This is a genomic window from Carboxydothermus islandicus, assembly GCF_001950325.1.
Taxonomy (GTDB): domain Bacteria; phylum Bacillota; class Z-2901; order Carboxydothermales; family Carboxydothermaceae; genus Carboxydothermus; species Carboxydothermus islandicus.
Map to the genome: position 1 here is coordinate 21,996 of NZ_BDJL01000010.1, position 20,271 is coordinate 42,266.

Here is a 20,271-nt window from a genome sequence, read left to right on the forward strand (position 1 = left end):
ACGGATTTGTCGAGTAAGGAATATTTTTGCCCATAAACAACTATAAATTTCCTAAGAAAAGGTGGGATTAAGGTGACAAAGGTTAAAAGAATCTTTGTTATTCTGTTCGTTTTTTTCTTCTTTTACTCTTTTCTTAAAATTCTTTGCTATTACCGGAACTATAATCAATACCTTGAACTTCAAAAAATCACCGGCATTTCCTGGGAAAAGCTTGACAAGACAGCTTTGCAAAATCTCGCCAATGGCGTATTTCCCGTAGCAGGAACAGAATATTTTATTTCCGCCAACTGGCATGCTCCCCGGGAAGGCGGAAGGATTCATCTTGGCATAGATATTTTTGCTCCCGAAGGAACGGAAGTCCGGGCGGTAATGTCCGGAAAAGTAGTAAAGAGCGGCTGGCTTTCCCTGGGAGGAAACCGGGTATTAATTAAAGACCAAAACGGCCTCTACCATTACTATGCCCATTTAAAAGGAATCCGCCCGGAAATTAAACCCGGGCGGAGGGTTAAAAAAGGTGAGGTTATCGGTTATGTGGGACATACCGGCAATGCCGATTTTACACCGGACCATCTCCATTACGGCCTTTATGCTCCGGGAATGAAGGCGGTAAATCCCTATAATCTGTTAAAGTACTGGGAAAAAAAGTAATTATTCCTTTTGGATAATATCAGCCTCAGGGCAACAGTTATATTCAAACTGAATCGTCAAATGATTTATACCAAAATGTTCATTTAGCACATGTTTAATACGCTCATAAACCGAATTAGTTTGACTTAAAAGCAAATCTTCCCGGAGGTTAACATGGGCTTCAAAAAATAAATTATTTTCATTTAAACTCCAAAGATGAACATGGTGGACATCCTGAATTTCTTTGATACCTTTTAATTTTTGAACAATTGCCATAACATCAATACCTTCCGGTACACCCTGCATTAAAATATTCGTGGCCTTTTTTAATATGTCAAAGCTTTCTTTTAAAACATAAATACCAACAATTACCGTTAAAGCTGGATCAACCCAGTAAATATTGTAGTAATAGATAATTATACCTCCAAAAATTACCGCCACCGAAGCTAATGCATCACTAAATAAATGGAGGTATGCTGATTTAATATTTAAGTCTTTTTCAGCACCCCGGTTTAATAACGCCATCCCCAAGGTATTGGCAACTAAGCCTATTAAGGCCACAAAGATCATAACCTTACCGGCTATTGGTTCAGGGTTTAAAAATTTTTTGTATGCTTCCCGTAACAAAAGACCTGAAAGAATTATTAAAACAGAGGAATTAACTACCGCTGCTAAAATAGTCGAGCGCTTATAACCAAAAGTACGCTTTTCATCACTTCCCTTTTGGGCAATTTTTAAAGCAAAATAGCTGACTATTAAGGCTAACCCATCACTGAAGTTATGCAAAGCATCCGACAACAAAGATAAACTATTAGCATAAATTCCGCCAAGGATTTCTGTAACGGTAATGAGAAAATTTAATATAATGGTTAAAAATAAATTACCTTTATCAATTGTTTGGTGATTATGCCTATGATCTTGATGTGCCACGGCTGAATTCTCCTCTCTTATTTATGTTCTATATGGTTTAGCCCTTCTTGAATAATTTTCAGGATATGTTCATCATCCAAACTGTAGTAAACCATTTTCCCTTCTCTTCGGTATTTCACCAAGCGCACATTCCGCAACACCCGTAATTGATGGGAAATAGCCGACTGGCTCATGGAAAGGGCAGCGGCTAAATCACAGACACAACTTTCTTTTTCTTTTAAGGCCAGCAAAATCTTGAGCCTGGTTCCATCTCCCAGGGATTTGTACACTTCGGAAAGCTCGATAATCGTCTCTTCACCGGGTAAGTTGGCGCGAATTGTCTGGACCGTTTCTTCATCAAATAAAGTAACCTTGCATACCGGAGCTTTTTCCTTCACTTTATCACCTCATATGTTCATTTGTTCATATGTTATTATATAATTTTCCTCCCTTTTTGCCAAGTAGCAGTGTTGTAACCGGCCAAAAAAAGATATAATTTTTAAAAAGAGGGGGAAACAACCTTGAATCTCTCGTTAAAACACCTTTTTATTTTACTTTTGCTCTTCACCGTCAGACCTAAAAAAGAAAAGGATCTGCACAATTTAATCTATCTTTTGTACTTTTACGGTCGTCCGCTCGAACCGTTTTACAGGTTTAATTTTATTAAGCAAGGGAAGGGAGTTTTTAGCCCTTACGTCCAGCAGCTATTGGGCGAACTCCGTCAGTGGGAGCTGGTGGAAAAAGATTCGCTAAATTTAACCCCCAAAGGCCGGGAAACCTACATGGAATTTTCGTCCCTGATCTGGTATGAACCAACTTTAAAAAAGTTTTACGAAGTATCGATCCGTTACGCCGAAAACCCCGATTTAATCACCAGGGACATTCGTTTAAATTTACCAGTGCAAAAAACCCCTCCGGGTAAGAAAATTAATATCTAATTAAAACAAATAAGACTGGCCAGGAAATTACTTCGGCCAGCCTTGTAAATTAAATAAAAATCCCCGCTTATTTATCCTGATTTTGCGTCATTTTTTTCAAAAAGGGTTCTACTAACTCTATGGGGAAGGGGAATAAAACGGTAGAATTTTTCTCGGCGGAAATTTCCACCAGAGTCTGTAAAAAGCGCAGTTGTAAAGCGGTTGGTACCTGACCAATCAAGCTTGCAGCAGCGGTAAGTTTTTCGGCTGCCTGAAACTCCCCTTCGGCAGAGATAATTTTGGCCCTTCTTTCCCGTTCCGCTTCCGCCTGTTTGGCCATGGCCCGCTTCATCCCCTCGGGCAGTTCCACGGCTTTTAACTCCACAGAAGTAACTTTAATTCCCCAGGGATCGGTAGCCTCATCGATGATTTTCTGAAGCTCGTGGTTTATCGCTTCCCGCTTGGTTAAAACATCGTCCAGTTCCGCCTGACCCAGCACCGACCTTAAAGTTGTTTGGGAAAACTGGGAAGTGGCATAAATATAGTTTTCCACTTCCACCACCGCTTTTACCGGGTCCATTACCCGAAAATACACCACCGCATCTACTTTTATCGGCACGTTATCCCGGGTAATTACTTCCTGCGGCGGTACATCCATGGCTACCGTCCGCAGGTCAACTTTCCAGACCTTATCAATAATGGGTATTACAATGATAAGTCCCGGCCCTTTAGCACCGATAACTCTACCCAGGCGGAAGATTACCGCCCGTTCGTATTCGCGAATAACTTTAATTGCCGAAAAGAGAAAAAGCAAGATTAAAACCAGTAGCGGGCCCATCGCCCCTAAAAGGGCACCAATAATCTCCATTTACATCCCTCCAGAAAAGTTATTTTAACTTTCGTTAATTCCATCTACCACCAGGGTCAATCCGCTAACCCCTATTACCTTTACCGGTGTACCCTGCGGTATGGTTTTACCTGCCACCGCTTTTGCTTTCCAGATTTCCCCCCTTACCATTACAAATCCTTCGGGTTGAAGATCCGCGGTAACTTTACCAGTAAGACCGATCATCCCCTCCATTCCTGTTAAACTTTTACTTTTCTGCGCCCGAACTGCAAGTTTAATTAACAGGTATACTCCTGCAGCTAAAAGCAAAACCAGCGGGAGAATATTAACCCAGCTAATGGTTAAACCCGGTAAATCGGTGCCAAAAAGAAACAGCGAACCAAGAGTAATGCTAATCACCCCTCCCACTCCCAGCGCTCCAAAAGTTGGCAAATAAAGTTCGGCAATGATTAAGGCCAAACCAAAAAGAAGCAATAAAAGACCCGTTAGAGTAGTCGGCAAAACGGAAAGGCTATAAAAAGCCAGGAGTAAAGCAAGAACCCCCGTTATCCCGCCAACCATCCCCCCGGGATGGGCAAACTCGTAAATTAGACCGTAAATTCCAATCATAATAAGAAAATAGGCAAGCTCAGGATTGGCCAAAGCATGTAAAAATTTTTCCCATAAGCTTAAATCAAGATATCTTATCCTTTGCCCCTTTAAATTTAAGACCAGTTCGTTGCCGGAAACTTTTACCCGTAGTCCATGGGCTTTTTCTAAAAATTCTTCCGGATTTTTAGCTATAAAATTTATTATTCCCTTTTTATAAGCTTCCTCCGCATCCACCGAAACACTTTTTCTAACCGCTTCTTCCGCCCAAAAAGGGTTTCTCCCATTCCTTTTTGCCAGGGAAGTAATATATGAAACCGCATCGTTTTCCACCTTGGTCCGCAAATCCTTATCCAGGGGTTGCCCACCGAGATTTACCGGATGGGCCGAACCAATGGTGGTTTGCGGAGCCATCGCCGCTACCTGAGCACTGTATAAAATAAACGTTCCGGCAGAAGCCGCCCTTGCTCCGGAAGGGCCAACCCAAACTCCCACCGGTACTTTTGAAGCCATGATAGCTGCGGTTATCTCCCGCATGGAAGTATCGAGACCACCGGGAGTATTAAGTTCAATCAAGACAAAGCTTGCTTCTTCCCTTTCAGCTTTTCGGATTATTTCCTTAAGGTGCTCCGCTATAACCGGGTCAATAACCCCCTCAACCCTGGTAGTCAGCACATCGGCATAAACGGGAGTTGCCAAACAAAGAAAAACAATAAGCCAAAAGAGAATTTTTTGCTTAAGCTTCCCCACCACCAACATCCTCCCCTTTTGGTTTATTATACCACAATAAATTTTTCCTGCCACTAAATAAAAAATGCCCCAAAATTTTGGGGCAAGATTTCAGGCTTTTGCCGTTTGAATCGCCGTTTCATCTTTAAAAACTCCGTACTTATTAATTAGCTTTCCGTACCAGGCAGCACCCTGAACCTGTAAAATAAACGCCAGGGTAACGATAAAGGCAGCTTTCGGCCCAAAAGCCGTTGCCGCAATTCCCAAGGAAAGGGATAAATTTCTTAAGACGGTGCTAAAAACCAACGCTAAGCCATCCGCCCGGTTTAAAAATGCCTTAGCAACAATGGTTCCCAGGAAAAAATTAATCCCGTAAAACACCGCTAAAATCATTAAACCATAACCCAGAAGCTTTGGATTTTGCACTAACATCTTTGCTTTCATGCTGATACTGGTAAACACGATTAAAAGCATCGCCCAGGTTGAAAAAGCCGGTAAAAACGGTTTTATATCTTTATTAAACTGCTCCGGTGTATATTTAGTTAAAAGCCATTGGTAAGTAAAATGTCCAAGGATCAGGGGAATAAAAACTACCGTCGCAATAAGCTTAAAAGTAGCAACCACATCCACCGGCACGTACTTGCCAACCATCAGTAATAAATACCAGGGCGCCAAAAGGGAGCCAATAATAAGACTTAAGGTGGTATTTTTTACCGCAGCGGGTACATTGCCTTTATAAAGCATCGTCCAGGAAATGGTCATCCCGGAAGTAGGCAAAAGAGAACTAATGGCAAGGCCGGCAAAAAGTTCCGGTTCGCCTTTTAAAAGTAAAGTCCCAAGACCCCAGGCAATCAAAGGAATGGCAATAAAGTTTAAAAGAAAAGCAAAACCTACCACTTTTTTATGGGACAAATCAAAAGCTTCTTTAATTTTCATCCCAATCATGGTTGGATAAAGCATTAAAAAAGTGAAGACCAGAATGTAGTTCTTAAGAAAGCTCGTATCCGCAAAATAACCCACGATAATTCCCAAAATCATCACCAGCGGTATTACTGTAACTAAATTTTGGGAAGGAAAAAGAAAAATTTTTTTAAACATTTTATACCCCCTTTTCTCTGTATTTAATAATAGCGTAATCTTTTCTTATTTATATTAAAACGCCAGGGTTTTCGCTGTCAATACTATTTTCGAAGTTATTGGGAAATTTAAAGGGGCTAACCTTTTCCCTTTAAGGTTAGCCCCACATCCTTACGGTTTAATCCGCATTCCATTATTAAAGTGATTCATACTGCCAACTAAATCAATTATCCCAATTGCCTCAATTATCTCTTTATCGGATATCCCCAATTTTTTAGCCTGCATCGTATAATTTCTAATGCAAAATTCACAGTTATTTAAAGTGGAAATAACCAGGGCAATAAGAACTTTGGTCTTGGGATCCAGCGAGTTTTCCTCCCAGAGTACCTTATGTTTTTCCACAAACAATTTTAAATAAGCCGGATTATTGGCCATAACTTTAATCGGTAACGGAACCTCGCCAAAATTTTGCTTAAAATTTTCATAAATAGGTTTTAATTCTTCCGGTAAATTTTCTTCTGCAATCGGCATTACCCGGTCTTCCATTAAAATACCCCCTTTTATGAGCATGATATGGTTATTATTATTTTTACCCCATTGTCCAGAAAAGTAAAACCCTGCCTAAAAAAGCAGGGCTCAACTCTTAATTGCTTTTTTCCTTTATTAACTTCTCCACTTCTTTAATTTTCGCCTGCAGCTCAGAAATTTCCTGTTCGTACTGCTTTACTTTGCCCCCCGAAACATGAAAACCGCTCTGTCCCAGAACAAAAAACTTCTCTTCCTCTACCTCTTCAAGGGTTTCTTTAAGCTTTTTTAGCTCTTCCTGGAGCTGCTCCAAACTCATTTCGGCGTAATCCATAATGCCGCTCCCCTCCATTTTCGCAATTTTTTGTTTTATTATACTATTCTATAATTTCGCTGTCAATGTTTGCATTTTCCTGTCGGTCCAGTTCGAGATTAACAAGCCGGTCCGCAGCTTTGTTGTTCTCCCGGTAGACATGGGACAAAGTTACTTTTAGAGCAGGATTTGCTGCCAATTTTTTTACTTCAGCGTATATTTCCTTTAACTTTTCATCCCTTACTTTGTACTGGCCGTTAAACTGTTTAACCATAAGTTCGCTGTCAGCAAAAATCTCGGCTTCAACTTTACCATGCTTTTGTGCAAGAAAGGTCAAAGCCAATAAAGCCCCTTTCAGGGCCTCCCACTCCGCCACGTTGTTGGTTGTTATACCTAAATATTTGCTTTTTTCATAGAGGACTTCCCCGTTTTCGTCATAAATAACCATGGCAGAAGCGGCAGGCCCCGGGTTTCCCCGGGAACCTCCATCGATATGAACTTTATACTTCATCTTAATCCCCCAGGAGTTCATTTACTTTATAAACCACATATTCAATATAAGGTGCGCAGTTTTTTATATCATAAGGAGCAGAACTGGCATCGTTACAATCGTGCCGGGTTAAGGTATGGCAGCTAACGGTGCCAAATTTTTCCTCAAAACCTTTATAAAGCTTCTGGGCCAGTTCCCGAATTTCCGGCTTTTTTAAGCCCTTTTGGTGGGCTTTTAAGCCAAGCATCATTAAGCCTCCGGAAACTGCCCCGCACATATGACCAAGGCTCCCGATACCTCCACCAAAGGGCATGGCTAAAGCAGTATAGGTTTTCGGTGCAAGACCCATTTCCTCGGAAAAAGCAGCAACTATACCTTCAGCACAATTGTAACTATCTTCCACAAAATTGTAAACCGCTTTTTGTGCTACTTTTTCCACGTTATTTTGAAGTTTTTCCACAGCCATCGTCAGCGCCTCCTTGTGTATTTCGTCACTTTTACTTCGCTACATAAAGTATTATAGTAAATTATTGCAACATGTGCAACCGTATATTTTTAAAATACATAAAACCCTCTTCCATACAAAAACTAATACGGGAGGTTTCAGGAAGGTTGGAGAAAAAGTTGAGGAAAATTATAATTGAAAGGGAGGCTATTTATGACAAAAAAGCAGGAAAAAAACGAGAATAAAAAGAAAAAGCCCAGTATGCCAGAAATGGCTGTAACCGTCGACGACCCGGTAACCCAAATTTTAGCTGCAAAAAGTCAAGAAAACGAAAAACATTAAAATACTTCTTCATTCAAAAGTAGGGCCAACTCCTGCAAAAAAAGAGCGCACAGGAGTGCGCCCTACATTCTCTTTTCTGAGATTATTTCACTGCCTGGGCAAAATTTTTCCCAAACTCAAAACAACGTTTTAAAGCTTCGTCATCGGGGTTCCAGAGCTCCCTTATACCCTCCATTACAATTTCAAAACCCGCTTCCTTTAAAATCTCGGTAATGATTTTAACCCCTTCACCGCTCCAGCCGTAAGCGCCAAAAGCTGCCGCTTTTTTACCTTTAAACTGTAAGCTCTTAATTAAATCCAGCTGTCCTGCTAAGTTATACAAAATATTTCGGTTGACCGTTGGTGAACCTGCCAATATCGCCTTGGAGCGAAATACCTCCACCACAATATCGTTATTATCCGACCGGGCACAATTGTAAAGCTTTACGGTAACCTCCGGATCCGCCGCTTTAATTCCCCGGGCTATTTCTTCGGCCATCCGGCGGGTGCCATCCCACATGGTATCGTAAATAATGGTAATCTGGTTTTCCTTATACTCTTTAGCCCACTCCAGGTATTTATTAACTATTTGCAAGGGGTTGTCCCGCCAGATTATCCCGTGACTGGGGGCAATCATTTTAACCGGTAAGTTTAAGGCCATTATTTCTTCAATCTTTTTGACCACCCTTGCACAAAAAGGGGTTAAAATATTGGCGTAATATTTCAGGGCTTCTTCGTAAAGCTCGTACTGGTCCACCAGGTCGTTAAATAACATTTCCGACGCATAATGCTGACCAAAGGCATCGTTAGAGAATAAAATTTCTTCACCAGTTAAGTACGCCATCATACTGTCGGGCCAGTGGAGCATCGGCGCTTCAATAAAGATAAGCTTTTTGCTGCCAAGGTCCAGGGTGTCTCCGGTCTTAACCACCTGGAAATTCCAGTCCTGGTGGTAATGACCTTTTAACGACTTAACGGCATTGGCCGAACAAACAATGGGTTTATCGGGAATATGGCGCATTAATTCCGGTAAGGCTCCGCTGTGGTCTATTTCCCCGTGCAGGGCTATAACGTAGTCAATTTTATTTAAGTCAATTTCCTCCGAAAGCTTTTTTACATATTCTTTGTCAAATTTGATCCAGGCAGTATCAATTAACGCCACCTTTTCATCCCTGATTAAGTACGAATTGTAACTTGACCCCCGGTGGGTAGAAAGTTCTTCCCCGTGAAACCGTCTAAGCTCCCAGTCAATCTTGCCTACATATGTAACGGAATCGCTAATTTTAACTCCCATTCGGACACCTCCCAAGTTTTTTAATTCTAATATACCATAAATTTTTAATTTAAAACACAAACAATAAATAAAAAAAGCCCCAAAAGAGGCTATAATTTGTAGGTTTCTTTTAAAACTTTCTTTAATATTTTTCCACTGGGATTTCTTGGTATAGTATCAGCAAAGAAAATCACCTTGGGCTGTTTATATTTGGCCAAGCGTTTTGCCGCGTATTCGATGATTCTTTCTTCCGTTAAAGTGGCTCCCGGTTTTAAAACAACTGTTGCACACACCGTTTCTCCCCATTCCGGATGCGGCAAACCAAAGACTGCCACATCGGCAATTTCCGGCATTGACAGTAAAACATCTTCTACTTCTTTGGGGTAAACATTCACGCCACCGGTTATTATCATATCTTTTTTCCGGTCTAAAATGTAGATATAACCTTCCTCGTCCCGATAAGCAATATCGCCAGTATAGAGCCAGCCATCTTTTAGCGTTTCAGCAGTCGCCTCAGGATTATTTAAGTAACCTTCCATTAATGTCGGTCCCCGCAAAATTATCTCGCCTGGTTCGTTCGGCATGCATTCCTTACCGGTTTCGGTATTTACTATCTTTACCTCCATATTAACGGTTCCCCGGCAGCCAATGCTGCCCGCATGGAAAAAGTGTTCTTCGTATTTTAACGACGTTCCGTTAGGTCCTGCTTCCGTTAGCCCGTAAACACAAACCACTTTTCCGGGATAATTTTTCATAATTACTTCTACTTTGTCCTTACTAAGCGGTGCACCACCATAGCTCCAGCTTTTGGCTTCCGGTAATTCATAATTTTTAAAGCTGGGAAGCTGGAGGGGCAACAAGTAAGCAACAGGAGCACCAAAAAAGTGGTGAATTTTTTCTTTTTGAGCAATTTCTAAAAAATCTTGGGGATGATAATCCCCTAAGACCAGCTCTGCCCCGGCCATCACTCCCCCAATCATGGTAAGATTTAAGGGGGCAGAATGGGTGAGGGGCATTAAAATCAATACTTTATCGCGGTAGTAAATGTTCATTTCGTAAATATACATCATTCCAGCAAAATAAATCGCCCGGTGGGAAAGTAAAACTCCCTTTGGTTTGCCAGTAGTACCGGAAGTATAGAGAATTTCCGCAATATCATCAAAATTCCTTTTAACCGTTTTACCTAAAACGAGATTTTGACTTTTATAGATTTCCTGTAACTCACCAGTTGAAAGATAAAATTTAAAGTTATTTTTATTAATTTCTTCAACATTTTCTTTTAAAAAGTCAGCATAAATTATCCCGGAAGCCAAAGAATCACTAATTATATAATTTACTTCCGCTGCCGTTAGTTTAGGATTAATGGGTACTACTATACCCCCGGCTTTTAAGATGGCAAAAAAACCTATAACAAAGTCCGGAGTATTGTTTAAATAAAGGCCAACCTTTTCCCCGGGTTGAAAATCTTTCTCTATAAAATATGCAGCTAATTTATCACTTCTTTGTTCAATCTCCTGCCAGGTAAAGTACAAATCCCCCTTAGGCCAGTAAACTCCCAGATCCTGGGGATATTTTGCCGCGTTTCTCTTTAGTAAAGAAACTAAATTCTCCATGAAACTCCCTCCTTTTATTCGTATACCTTTTCCTCTTCCCGGTCCGCTTCCTTGGCATCTTTTTCAAGGTTTCTGCCGGCCATGCTTTCTTCCTGCAGCTTTTTATAATACTCGTGTTGAATAATCAAGTTCATGATTTCACTGGTGCCGGTCCAAATCATTAAGATCCGGCTGTCCCGCACCATTTTTTCAATAGGATAAATATTGGTATACCCTATACCACCCATGACCTGCATGGCGTTATTGGTCACCCGCCAGGCCATTTCGGTGGCAAACTTCTTGGCTTCGGACACCAACCGCCGCTGTTCCGAAGGTTCAACTCCCTGGTCTATCAAGCGGGCGGTCATATAAGTTAAGGCCCGGGCCGCATCAAGCTCGGTCAAGCTTTCGGCAATTTTAAAGCTAACCCCTTGAAATTCCCGAATTTTCCGGCCAAAAGCCTTCCTCCGGGTAGAATAGCGAGCAGCGATATCCAGAGCTCCAGCGGCAAGCCCAATCGCCCCAATAGCGCTGGTCATCCTTTCGGGCACCATCATCTGGTAAAAAATTTCCGCCGCACCGTTTTCTTTTCCCACTAAATTTTCCCTGGGCACCCGCACATTATTAAAGACAATGCGTCCAGCTCCTCCTCCCCGGGTGCCCAGGAGTCCGTAAACATAACCCACTTCTACTCCAGGACCTCGCTCTACAATAAAAGCACTTAACGATTTATGGGGCGGTGCATCCGGGTCGGTTTTGGCGTAAACAAAAAAGTAATCGGCACCTTCCGCTCCCACCACAAAACGCTTTTGCCCGTTTAAAATATAGTAATCCCCTTCTTTTTTAGCGTAAGTAGTGGCTCCAAAAAAGTCCGAACCCCCCCGGGGCTCGGTTAGCGCTTCAGCGGTAAACATTTTCCCCTCAATGGTAGGCTTTAAATATTTTTCCTTCTGCTCTTCGGTACCAAAGGTGTTAATTGCTTCCCCCACAATACTGACCAAGGAATAAAGGCAGGCAAGGGAAGTTCCCAGTACCCCTATTTCCTCCAGGGCGATATATTCTTCCTGCCAGCCCAGCCCTCGACCGCCATACTTCTTGGGAAAACGCAGGCCCAGAAGATTTCTTTTCCCCGCTTCCACCAAAAACTCCCGGGGATACTGGACCCGGTCTTCATCCATGGCTACCAGTAACTCCTTTGGTACCCACTTAACAAAGTCGCGCACCTCATCCCGTAACTTCTTTTGCGTTTCGGTCCAAAGATGTTCATGCATCATCCTCACTCCTCTTTTAAGAATTTTCAGCGGCTAATAAAGCCGCCCCCAGAGCTGCGGTAATCGTTGAATCTTCCGGAATTATTAACTTAACCCCCAACTTTTGTTCTAAAGCCGCCACAACTCCAGTATTTTTGGCCACCCCTCCGGTAAACACCACCGGCTCTACCACTCCCACTTTTTGCGCCAGGATAGCCGTTCGGGCCGCCACCGCCTCGCAAATTCCCCGGGCTACCGCTTCCCGGCTCTGCCCCCGGGATAAATTGGATATCACCTCCGATTCGGCAAAAACGGTGCAAACCGAAGATATTTTAGCTGCCTCCTGGCTTTTTTCCGCAAGCAGCCCTATCTCTTCCAGACTAACTTCAAGGGCCTGACTCATCACCTCCAAAAAGCGCCCGGTGCCAGCGGCACATTTATCGTTCATGGCAAAATCCAGCACCCTTCCGTTTTTCCCCAGGGAAATTACTTTACTATCCTGGCCACCAATATCGATAATCGTTTTTGCCTCCGGGTATAAATGCCCAATCCCCCGGGCCTGACAGGTAATCTCAGAAAACTCCTTCCCGGAAAAGAGGACCCTGCCGTAGCCGGTAGCAACTATTCCCTGAATGTTGTCCCGGGAAATATCCACTTTCCCCAGGACCTCTTGAATTAACCGCTCGGCCGTTTCCTTTCCGGCAGGTCCGGTTTTACTGTAACTATAAGCAATAAGATTTTTTTCCCGGTCAATTAAGACAACCTTGGTAGTAAGCGAACCAATATCAACTCCAAGATACAAAATCTCCCTCCCCCTTTTCTCTATAGACTCTCGAGGAAAGCCTGAACCCGGTTTAAAACCGTTTCTTCGGAATAAAGCCGGCTGTCGGTCATATCGGCATCCACAATTAACCCCGGCACTCCTGATGATCTCATGATTTGGCGCCGAATTTCCTCCTGCACAAAGGAATAGGCTTTGCACGAACGGTTGGAGTGCATGACAAAGCCATCGGCAGAAAATTCTTCAATGAAAGATTGCAACTGATTTTTGCGAAATTCTAAATCCCGGTTTAAAAAGACACCGGTATAGGTCTCGGCCAGTGCATAAAAGGGAGGACCTTTTTTTATGTTGACCGCCCAGCCACCGGTATAGGAATCGGTAACAAAAACCGCTCCCCGTTCGGCAAAATAACCGTAAAAACGGTACAATCCGTACCAGATGGGAATGTTGTCCCAGACTAAACGGTATTTTTCCCCCTCTACCGCCGGAATCCCGGCTTTGTACCTTTCTTCCACTTCCCGGTAAACTTCTTCGTAAAAATCCCGGGCAACTTCTGTACCCCTTAAAACCACCATTGGTCCCAGATTAATAAATAAATCGGTAACGTTTACCGGAGAAGGTTTATTTTTAGCAAAATTTCTTATCCCCTTCCACAAATCCACCGTTTCATTGGCAAGGAGAATTACTTTTTCCAAACGGTTTAAATCCAACTTTTTCCGAAAAAATTTTTCCAGTTCAATCGCCAGTTTTTCTATCTGTTTGGCCACATACTGGATTTGCCAGGGCTGGGGCTCACCGGTAATAAAAGGGGTATCGATGATAAAAAGGGGAATATTAAATTCCCGGCTTAAAGTTTCGTACCACTTTAAAACCGTCCCGCAAATGTTGTTGCAGACCACCAGTAAATCCGGCCGGGGTAAGCCGTTAAAAGGACTTTCTTTCGGATTCCATATACTTCCCAGATTACTCTTGGCATAAGAACACAAATCGAGAGAATAACCCCTGTTTTCCGCTACCTGGCAAAGACTCGGCGAAACCTTGCGGGCACCGCAAATGGCACCGTAATTTTCCGGATAAACCGGCTCTATGCCAAAAGCCCGCAGTAGTTCCACCGGAGCTCCGCTGGTAATCCAGGCGGTTTTATAACCAAAAAATTTTCCCAGCGCCGGCAAATACTTTGCTTTTAAATAATGATTTTTTAAAATTTTATTCATTTTCTCTGAAGCCTTAAGGGGCTTAAAGATTTTTTTAGCCATTACCCTCCACCCACCCTTTCCCGGAAGGCCTGGAGGCGAGTTTTATTTTGCTCCCCGACTTCTTCGCCTTCCACCTCTAAAACTAAAACCGGAACTCCTTGTTTTTTAAAGTAGTCCACTAAATAGGGAACATCCCAGGCAAAGGGATCACAAAATTTATTTTGTAAAAGGATAACGGCCCGGGCGTTTTTGTTATGATAAAGATTTATTAAATACTCCGCCCTCGTCCATACTCCCTTATGCCTGCAGGGACAGGGGGGCTTTGAAAGATAGTAATAAACTATGGCCTCCAAAATATCGTCTTTATCCTCCATATCTCCCGCAAAATGGCGAAAGCCGGTACAGGTATCATCGTAAACCACTCTAAATCCCTGTTGTTCTAATGCAAGGTAAAGTTTACTGTTAGTGACAACCGCCCCCGTTAAAATAATCCCTATAGCCTTTTGAGCCGAGGATAAATTGTTAAATTCCGCTTCTTTGGCCTCGAAATACTCCAAAGCTTCAGCAAGCGGTAAGCTTTGAAGCTTTTTTAAAAGCTCAAAGATTTCGTAGGAAGGAACAGTAGAAGTCAAGTTTTCCAAAGATTTAACCTTATTCCTTAACTCCTTCAGCTTTTCCCAGGTAAGTTTTAACTTTTCCTCCCCCCTGACTCCGCTTTTCCGGGAAAGTTCCCGCCAGAGATAAATTAAAGCTTCCCGGTAGTAATCCCGGGCAAAAGCGGTGGTTAAATCTACCGGAGGAACGAAAAGAAAAACCCGGTCGTTTCCCAGCAAACTTTTAGTAATACCATATAAACACTGCATCGTATCACAACTGTGGGCAAATCCCCAAAAGTCACCGTCTCCTTCTTCTTCTTCAATTTCGGCAAGGCTTCCTCTGGCATAGGAACAGCAGTATGCAGGAAGCCTAACCGGAGCTTTGCTTTCATCAGCCGGGAAATAACGGATTGTAGAAATCCCCGCTCCTTCGGATATTTCCACCGGCCAGTAACTGCAAAAATAGTTTAATTTCATTGTTTGGCCTCACTCTCCATTTCCTTTAAAGCCCGCCGTAAAATTTTACCTATCGCACTTTTTGGTAAATCATCTTTTATTTCAATGATTTTGGGTACTTTATAATGGGTTAAATTTTCCCGGCAAAAGGCTTTTAGCTCCTCAGGCGAAGTCTTAGCCCCTTCTTTTAACACCACATAAGCTTTGACTACTTCCCCGTAATAATTGTCCGGAATTCCAACCACGCAGGCTTCTTTAACATCGGGATGGGAGTAAAGAACATCTTCCACTTCCCGGGGATAAACATTAAAACCTCCGGTAATGATTAAATCTTTTTTGCGGTCAACGATGTAGAAATAACCATCTTCGTCCATCCGGCCAATGTCACCGGTATAAAGCCAGCCATCTTTAATCACTTCCCTGGTTGCAGCTTCCTGCTTGTAATATCCCAGCATCAAATCGGGGCTTTTTAACCGTATTTCTCCAATCTCTCCCGGCGGCAACGGCTCTCCGGTAAACGCATCGACAATTTCCATCACCGTATCGGGGAAAGGTATCCCAATGCTGCCGGTTTTATTTATACCACGGTAGGGATTGCAGCACTTGGCGGTTACCGCCTCGGTAAGACCATAACCTTCTAAAACCTGAGCGCCGGTCATTTTTTCAAACTGCTCCTTTACCTCCGGGGGCATGGCCGCCGCCCCAACGAAACAACCTCTAAAAGAGGAAAGATCGTATTTGGTTAGATCTTTATGGTTTAACATTGCCACAAACATTGTCGGAACACCGGCAAATAAGGTGGGCCGGTGTTTTGCTACCGATTTTAAAAACTCATCCACCGAAAACCGTGGAAGTAACACCACCGAAGAGCCGGTTAAAAGGGGAGCATTCATGCAAACGCTCATGCCAAAACCGTGAAAAATCGGTAAGACTGTTAACATCACGTCTTCCGGCACTAAATCTCCCCAGACCTTGACATGATAGGCATTAACTATCAGGGCATACTCCGAGAGCATAACTCCCTTGGGTTTACCGGTAGTGCCGGAGGTATAAATAATTACCGCAGGCTCCTTTTTAAGGTCCCGCTGTTTTGGTCTAAAGTTTTTGCTTCCGGTGTTTTTTAAAAGGGGCATTAAGGCAAAGATCTTTTCATTATCGATTTTTACGGAAGGGGCTTTTTCTTTAAGTTTTAAAAGAAAATTTAAAGGAAACGCTAAAAAATCGGCAATTGCTGTATAAACTATTTTTACGTTATCAAGGTTTTTTAACTTTTCCGCAAAAAGATTTAAGGCAAAAATAGCCTTGACTCCGGCATCTTCAATAATATAGGTTAGTTCTCTTGCCGATAGGAGCGGATTTAAGGGGACCGCAATCATCCCAGCCGCCATTAAGGCAAAATAGACAATTACGTACTGGGGCGAATTGGGAAGCATAATCCCCACCCGATCCCCCGGTTCCAAGCCCAAAAGGGATAAATTTATAGCTAAATTTTCAATATATTCTGTTAATTCGCTGTATGATAATTTCTTGTTAAAAAAAATTAAGGCCGTTTTATTTACCTTTTGAGCCGTTTGCTTTAAAAGCTCATAAAGGGGAGTTTCCGGATAGGTTAGACTTAGAGGAACATGTGGGGGATAATGTTTAACCCAGGGGTAAGCATTTTCCACCATAAACTTACCTCCCAATAATGGATATTTTAAATTTAATTTATCCCTGAATACTGCTCATTTCAATGAATAATTACTCAGTTGCATTATATGATGGTAAATGGTTGTTTTTTTATACTGAATGGTATTATAAAAGCTGCCCTACGGCAGCTTATAAGGTAAATTTATTTTTTAACTGTTCAAGCTTGGTAATTAATCCCCGGGTCTCCTCAGCCATTTTCTGGACATTATTCATCGCCGCCGACTGTTCATTGGTCGCCGCCACTACATTATTTACAGCTTCAGTAATATTTTGCATATGAGCGGGTAAGGATTGGTTTTGGCGTAACAACTCGGGTAAAAGGTCCATAACTCCTTGTAGTTCGGTTTGTAAAAAGGAAGTTTTGGCGGTACTTTCGGTAGCTATAGTAAAGGTTTCCTGCATTTTTCCTGAGCTTCGTTCATATTTTTAAAAATAAGATCAATAATTCCTTTGATTTCTTCGGCAGCATCTTTTGATTTTCCAGCAAGTTTGCGAACTTCCTCGGCTACCACCGCAAAGCTTTTCCCTGCTTCTCCGGCCCGGGCTGCCTCAATAGCTGCATTTAAAGCTAAAAGGTTGGTTTGAGCCGCAATTTCGGTAATAAGTTCTAAGGCCACATTAATTTCCTGAGTGTGGGCAAAAAGTTCATTAATAGATTTTGTTGCAACCGTAAGACTATTTTGGATTTTCGCGTTTTCTGAGCTAAAAAGGTCTAAACTTTCTCGACCTTTAGTAAGTTTATCTTCCAGTTCCTCGGCCAGCCGCGCAATATTGCGGATGGTTTCATTTATTTCTTCCAGGCTTGAATTTATTTCCTGGGTGGAAGCTGCTACCTCTTCAAGCCCCGCAGAAGTTTCGGTAGAAGTATCTACCAAACTTAAAACCGTATTTTCTATCCTTTTGGTGACTTCCTGGAGCTCGGAAGTCAAACCCTTTAAGATTTTGCTAAATGATTCTTTTAAATCGGCTATGGTATTTAAATTGGTAATCCCTAAATCTTTATTTTTTTCTGTCAAAGTTTCTATCTCCGTAAGCATTTCTTTTAAAGGCTGGATAATTCTTTTAAAATTGCTGTAACTTATCACAAGTCCAATGATTGCTCCACCAACCATACCGATAAACACAGGTATATAAATTTTAAAAGCCAACACCCCTGACAAGTAACCAACCAGTCCAGCTCCGGGCACAGCAAAAAGAACGGTGCGCAAAAGGTATTTCTTTAAAGTTAAATTTTTTATTTCCATCCACATCCCCCTGATTGATTTTTGGTTTTTCTAATAAATTCGATTTATTTTTTGATTTTCCTTCTGAATCTGATTCATTTTATAATTTTTATAATTTTTCATTTTTAGTAATTAGTACAAGTCTTTGTTTAAATATTTTATTAGAATTTTTCTTACCATTTTTTAAAATTCAAAAAAATCTCTTTGTCAGTTGACTCACACCTTATTTCCCGCTAAAATATTAATGCAAAGTTATTGCCGATGTAGCTCAGGGGCAGAGCAACGCACTCGTAATGCGTAGGTCGTGGGTTCGAATCCCACCATCGGCTCCAGGAAAATCAAGGCCTCCAGGGTTCACCCAGAGGCTTAATTTTTTAACGAACCATAACTTCGCAGTAAAAATTTTTTGTTTTTAATTTTTTTAAACTATGATATTATTTTTTTGTAAGAATTCTAATTTAGAGCGGGTGATTTTATGACCGAAGAAAGATTTAATAAGATTGAAACACAATTAGACCATATGACAAGAATGATTACCGAATTAATCCGGATTGTAGGTAATACTAATGCAGCTGTCGAAGAATTACGAAGTGATGTTAATGGACTTAAAATTTCCATCCAGCAAATCAAAGAGGAAATTGCGGAAATTAAAATGACACTTAAGGAACATGGAGAAAAGCTTGATTACGCCCTTTTAAAATTAATAAATCACGATGTAAAACTTCACAATCTTAAAATTGTTCAACCTTAATTAAGAGGCCCCTGACTTTGTCAGTTAAAATCCTGGAACCCTTGAAAAATGGGCATTTTTATCCCTGAAGATGAGCAAATTGTACCTACATACTTATCAGGTAAATTCTTTTTACCCCTTCCAGGGGCATCAGGTTCTTCGGGGGTGCTATCCTTAAAATTCTTAAGATCTTTTTAGCTATTTCGATAAGCCGCAGGTTAATTAAAAGCTTTTGGCCAAGATAATAGTAATGAAAAAGGAGGTTTCGGGATAAGCCGAAGCCTCTTTTTAATGCTTTTTAAGTAAAAAGTCCTGAAAAAGTAAAGTTTTTTCAGAAGATGAGAAAACTTCAAAATATTTTTTAATTTATTTTATCATCCCACAATGGTTCGATTAAAACGGGAGTGTTAATTTGATAAAATTAAAATCAATCATTTTTCTATTTTCACGCAGCGTCGTTTTAGCCAAGCCTTAACATCTTCAAATGATACCTTATGTTCAGCAATTGCAACTGTATATTCTATTATTTCCTCATACGATGCATTAATTCTATATCCATTAATTTCGAGAAAAGAGACGGTTGATAAAAATGCAGTTCGTTTATTGCCATCAATAAAAGCGTGTTCCAAAGTTAATAAATAAAATATCCTGGCTGCCTTACTAATAAGTGTTCTAAATCGCATTTTTCCAAATACTGGATAGCGAATTTCATCTAATATATACCTAAGTTTCCCTTCGCCATCAGGATATATTCCCTTTTTCCCACCAGTCTCCTCAATAACAACTTCGTGATACTCTAAAATATCTTCAACTGTTATATATTTTATCCCCATTTTTACCTTTACCTTTTAGCTAACTCTTCAAAGACTGGACGATATCTTTCAATTATTCTTTTTGCCCTTTCTCTAGGGTTTAAAGCTACGGTTTCTTCAATACTCAAATTTCGAACCCTTTTAAAAGTGGTTCTTTTTTTATTTATTTTAGCTATGCGCTCCATAGTAAAACCTCCTTTAGCTTATTTTATAAACAAAAAGTCATTTTTACAACAGTTAAGTCCATATAAAAACGCAACTCGACCAAATTGCAAGAACGATTACCGAATTAATCCGGATTGTAGGAAATACTAATACAGCTGTCGAAGAATTGCGAAGTGATGTTAAAGGACTTAAAAGTGATTTAACGAACTTAAAATTTCCAACCAGCAAATCAAAGAGGAAATTGCGGAAATTAAAATGACGCTAAAGGAACATGGAGAAAAGCTTGATTACGCCCTTTTAAAATTAATAAATCACGATGTAATACTTCACAATCTTAAAATTGTTCAACCTTAATTAAGAAGCCCCTGACTTTGTCAGTTAAAATACTGGAACCCTTGAAAAATGGGCATTTTTATCCCTGAAGATGAGCAAATTGTACCTACATACTTATCAGGTAAATTCTTTTTACCCTTCCAGGGGCATCAGGTTCTTCGGGGGTACTATCCTTAAAATTCTTAAGATCTTTTTAGCTATTTCGATAAGCCGCAGGTTAATTAAAAGCTTTTGGCCAAGATAATAGTAATGAAAAAGGAGGTTTCGGAATAAGCCGAAGCCTCTTTTTTAATACTTTTTGATTAAAAAACCCCGAAAAAGTAAAGTTTTTTCAGAAAATGAGAAAACTTCAAAATACTTTTTAATTTATTTTATCATCCCACAATG

General features: G+C 41.1%; 24 protein-coding genes, 1 tRNA gene and 1 CRISPR repeat array (1 of these 26 cut by a window edge). Of the genes, 5 read left to right on the forward strand and 20 right to left on the reverse strand.

Annotation, left to right across the window (positions count from 1 at the left end):
- Positions 1–72 precede the first annotated feature (72 nt).
- Positions 73–648 (forward strand): M23 family metallopeptidase, encoded by a 576-nt coding sequence (locus ciss_RS02720; protein ID WP_166503972.1) that lies wholly within the window; start codon positions 73–75, stop codon positions 646–648.
- Here the strand turns inward: ciss_RS02720 and ciss_RS02725 are convergent, their stop codons facing one another.
- Together ciss_RS02725 and ciss_RS02730 are read right to left on the reverse strand one after the other, a co-directional pair.
- Positions 649–1,557, reverse strand: a complete 909-nt coding sequence (locus ciss_RS02725) for a cation diffusion facilitator family transporter (RefSeq protein ID WP_075864783.1) — start codon at positions 1,555–1,557, stop codon at positions 649–651. It abuts the gene before it with no gap.
- 17 nt (positions 1,558–1,574) lie between these two features.
- Positions 1,575–1,934 carry an ArsR/SmtB family transcription factor gene (locus ciss_RS02730; protein ID WP_075864784.1) on the reverse strand — a complete coding sequence of 120 codons (360 nt, stop codon included), beginning with the start codon at positions 1,932–1,934 and terminating at the stop codon, positions 1,575–1,577.
- 123 nt (positions 1,935–2,057) lie between these two features.
- Here ciss_RS02730 and ciss_RS02735 point away from each other — a divergent pair, with 123 nt between their 5' ends.
- Complete coding sequence (locus ciss_RS02735; protein ID WP_075864785.1) at positions 2,058–2,474, forward strand: hypothetical protein; 417 nt, start codon at positions 2,058–2,060, stop codon at positions 2,472–2,474.
- A 67-nt stretch (positions 2,475–2,541) separates the two neighbouring features.
- Here the strand turns inward: ciss_RS02735 and ciss_RS02740 are convergent, their stop codons facing one another.
- The 7 genes from ciss_RS02740 to ciss_RS02770 all read right to left on the reverse strand — a co-directional run bounded on the left by ciss_RS02740 (position 2,542) and on the right by ciss_RS02770 (position 7,488).
- Entirely contained in the window at positions 2,542–3,321 is a 780-nt protein-coding gene (locus ciss_RS02740; RefSeq protein WP_075864786.1) for a slipin family protein, read from the reverse strand.
- 24 nt (positions 3,322–3,345) lie between these two features.
- Entirely contained in the window at positions 3,346–4,641 is a 1,296-nt protein-coding gene (locus ciss_RS02745; RefSeq protein ID WP_166503973.1) for an NfeD family protein, read from the reverse strand.
- Between the two features lie 87 nt (positions 4,642–4,728).
- Positions 4,729–5,715 (reverse strand): arsenic resistance protein, encoded by a 987-nt coding sequence (locus ciss_RS02750; protein ID WP_075864788.1) that lies wholly within the window; start codon positions 5,713–5,715, stop codon positions 4,729–4,731.
- A 150-nt stretch (positions 5,716–5,865) separates the two neighbouring features.
- Positions 5,866–6,240 (reverse strand): carboxymuconolactone decarboxylase family protein, encoded by a 375-nt coding sequence (locus ciss_RS02755; RefSeq protein WP_075864789.1) that lies wholly within the window; start codon positions 6,238–6,240, stop codon positions 5,866–5,868.
- A gap of 97 nt (positions 6,241–6,337) precedes the next feature.
- On the reverse strand, positions 6,338–6,553 hold the full coding sequence (locus ciss_RS02760; RefSeq protein ID WP_075864790.1) for a hypothetical protein: 216 nt from the start codon (positions 6,551–6,553) through the stop codon (positions 6,338–6,340).
- A gap of 43 nt (positions 6,554–6,596) precedes the next feature.
- Positions 6,597–7,043 carry a ribonuclease HI family protein gene (locus tag ciss_RS02765; RefSeq protein WP_075864791.1) on the reverse strand — a complete coding sequence of 149 codons (447 nt, stop codon included), beginning with the start codon at positions 7,041–7,043 and terminating at the stop codon, positions 6,597–6,599.
- 1 nt (position 7,044) lies between these two features.
- Entirely contained in the window at positions 7,045–7,488 is a 444-nt protein-coding gene (locus ciss_RS02770; RefSeq protein WP_075864792.1) for a C-GCAxxG-C-C family protein, read from the reverse strand.
- 192 nt (positions 7,489–7,680) lie between these two features.
- Here ciss_RS02770 and ciss_RS13660 point away from each other — a divergent pair, with 192 nt between their 5' ends.
- Positions 7,681–7,809 carry a hypothetical protein gene (locus ciss_RS13660; RefSeq protein WP_268874190.1) on the forward strand — a complete coding sequence of 43 codons (129 nt, stop codon included), beginning with the start codon at positions 7,681–7,683 and terminating at the stop codon, positions 7,807–7,809.
- An 82-nt stretch (positions 7,810–7,891) separates the two neighbouring features.
- On the opposite strand, the gene ciss_RS02775 is transcribed toward ciss_RS13660, so the two are convergent.
- The 9 genes from ciss_RS02775 to ciss_RS02815 all read right to left on the reverse strand — a co-directional run bounded on the left by ciss_RS02775 (position 7,892) and on the right by ciss_RS02815 (position 17,865).
- Complete coding sequence (locus tag ciss_RS02775; RefSeq protein ID WP_075864793.1) at positions 7,892–9,082, reverse strand: anaerobic nitric oxide reductase flavorubredoxin; 1,191 nt, start codon at positions 9,080–9,082, stop codon at positions 7,892–7,894.
- An 89-nt stretch (positions 9,083–9,171) separates the two neighbouring features.
- Positions 9,172–10,674 carry a class I adenylate-forming enzyme family protein gene (locus ciss_RS02780; RefSeq protein ID WP_075864794.1) on the reverse strand — a complete coding sequence of 501 codons (1,503 nt, stop codon included), beginning with the start codon at positions 10,672–10,674 and terminating at the stop codon, positions 9,172–9,174.
- Between the two features lie 14 nt (positions 10,675–10,688).
- Complete coding sequence (locus tag ciss_RS02785) at positions 10,689–11,924, reverse strand: acyl-CoA dehydrogenase family protein (protein ID WP_075864795.1); 1,236 nt, start codon at positions 11,922–11,924, stop codon at positions 10,689–10,691.
- A 16-nt stretch (positions 11,925–11,940) separates the two neighbouring features.
- Positions 11,941–12,705 carry an acyl-CoA dehydratase activase gene (locus ciss_RS02790; protein WP_077177406.1) on the reverse strand — a complete coding sequence of 255 codons (765 nt, stop codon included), beginning with the start codon at positions 12,703–12,705 and terminating at the stop codon, positions 11,941–11,943.
- 20 nt (positions 12,706–12,725) lie between these two features.
- Entirely contained in the window at positions 12,726–13,940 is a 1,215-nt protein-coding gene (locus tag ciss_RS02795) for a 2-hydroxyacyl-CoA dehydratase subunit D (protein ID WP_075864796.1), read from the reverse strand.
- Positions 13,940–14,953 (reverse strand): 2-hydroxyacyl-CoA dehydratase family protein, encoded by a 1,014-nt coding sequence (locus ciss_RS02800; RefSeq protein WP_075864797.1) that lies wholly within the window; start codon positions 14,951–14,953, stop codon positions 13,940–13,942. Before ciss_RS02800 ends, ciss_RS02795 begins: the two co-directional genes overlap by 1 nt.
- Positions 14,950–16,602 carry a long-chain-fatty-acid--CoA ligase gene (locus ciss_RS02805; protein ID WP_075864798.1) on the reverse strand — a complete coding sequence of 551 codons (1,653 nt, stop codon included), beginning with the start codon at positions 16,600–16,602 and terminating at the stop codon, positions 14,950–14,952. The genes ciss_RS02800 and ciss_RS02805 overlap by 4 nt, the downstream gene beginning before the upstream one ends.
- A gap of 148 nt (positions 16,603–16,750) precedes the next feature.
- A complete protein-coding gene (locus ciss_RS02810) occupies positions 16,751–17,023 on the reverse strand; it encodes a hypothetical protein (RefSeq protein ID WP_075864799.1) in 273 nt (90 codons plus the stop codon).
- Positions 17,002–17,865, reverse strand: a complete 864-nt coding sequence (locus ciss_RS02815) for a methyl-accepting chemotaxis protein (RefSeq protein WP_075864800.1) — start codon at positions 17,863–17,865, stop codon at positions 17,002–17,004. The genes ciss_RS02810 and ciss_RS02815 overlap by 22 nt, the downstream gene beginning before the upstream one ends.
- A 236-nt stretch (positions 17,866–18,101) precedes the next feature.
- Between ciss_RS02815 and ciss_RS02820 the strand changes: the two genes are divergently transcribed.
- Together ciss_RS02820 and ciss_RS02825 are read left to right on the forward strand one after the other, a co-directional pair.
- Positions 18,102–18,176, forward strand: a tRNA-Thr gene (locus ciss_RS02820).
- A 143-nt stretch (positions 18,177–18,319) separates the two neighbouring features.
- Positions 18,320–18,595, forward strand: coding sequence for a hypothetical protein (locus ciss_RS02825; RefSeq protein ID WP_075864801.1), 276 nt, complete (start codon positions 18,320–18,322; stop codon positions 18,593–18,595).
- A gap of 410 nt (positions 18,596–19,005) precedes the next feature.
- On the opposite strand, the gene ciss_RS02830 is transcribed toward ciss_RS02825, so the two are convergent.
- A complete protein-coding gene (locus ciss_RS02830) occupies positions 19,006–19,407 on the reverse strand; it encodes a type II toxin-antitoxin system death-on-curing family toxin (RefSeq protein WP_075864802.1) in 402 nt (133 codons plus the stop codon).
- 8 nt (positions 19,408–19,415) lie between these two features.
- Positions 19,416–19,571, reverse strand: a complete 156-nt coding sequence (locus ciss_RS13250) for a hypothetical protein (protein WP_166503974.1) — start codon at positions 19,569–19,571, stop codon at positions 19,416–19,418.
- A 683-nt stretch (positions 19,572–20,254) separates the two neighbouring features.
- Positions 20,255–20,271: direct repeats of the CRISPR family, unit length 30 nt; it runs 818 nt beyond the window's last position.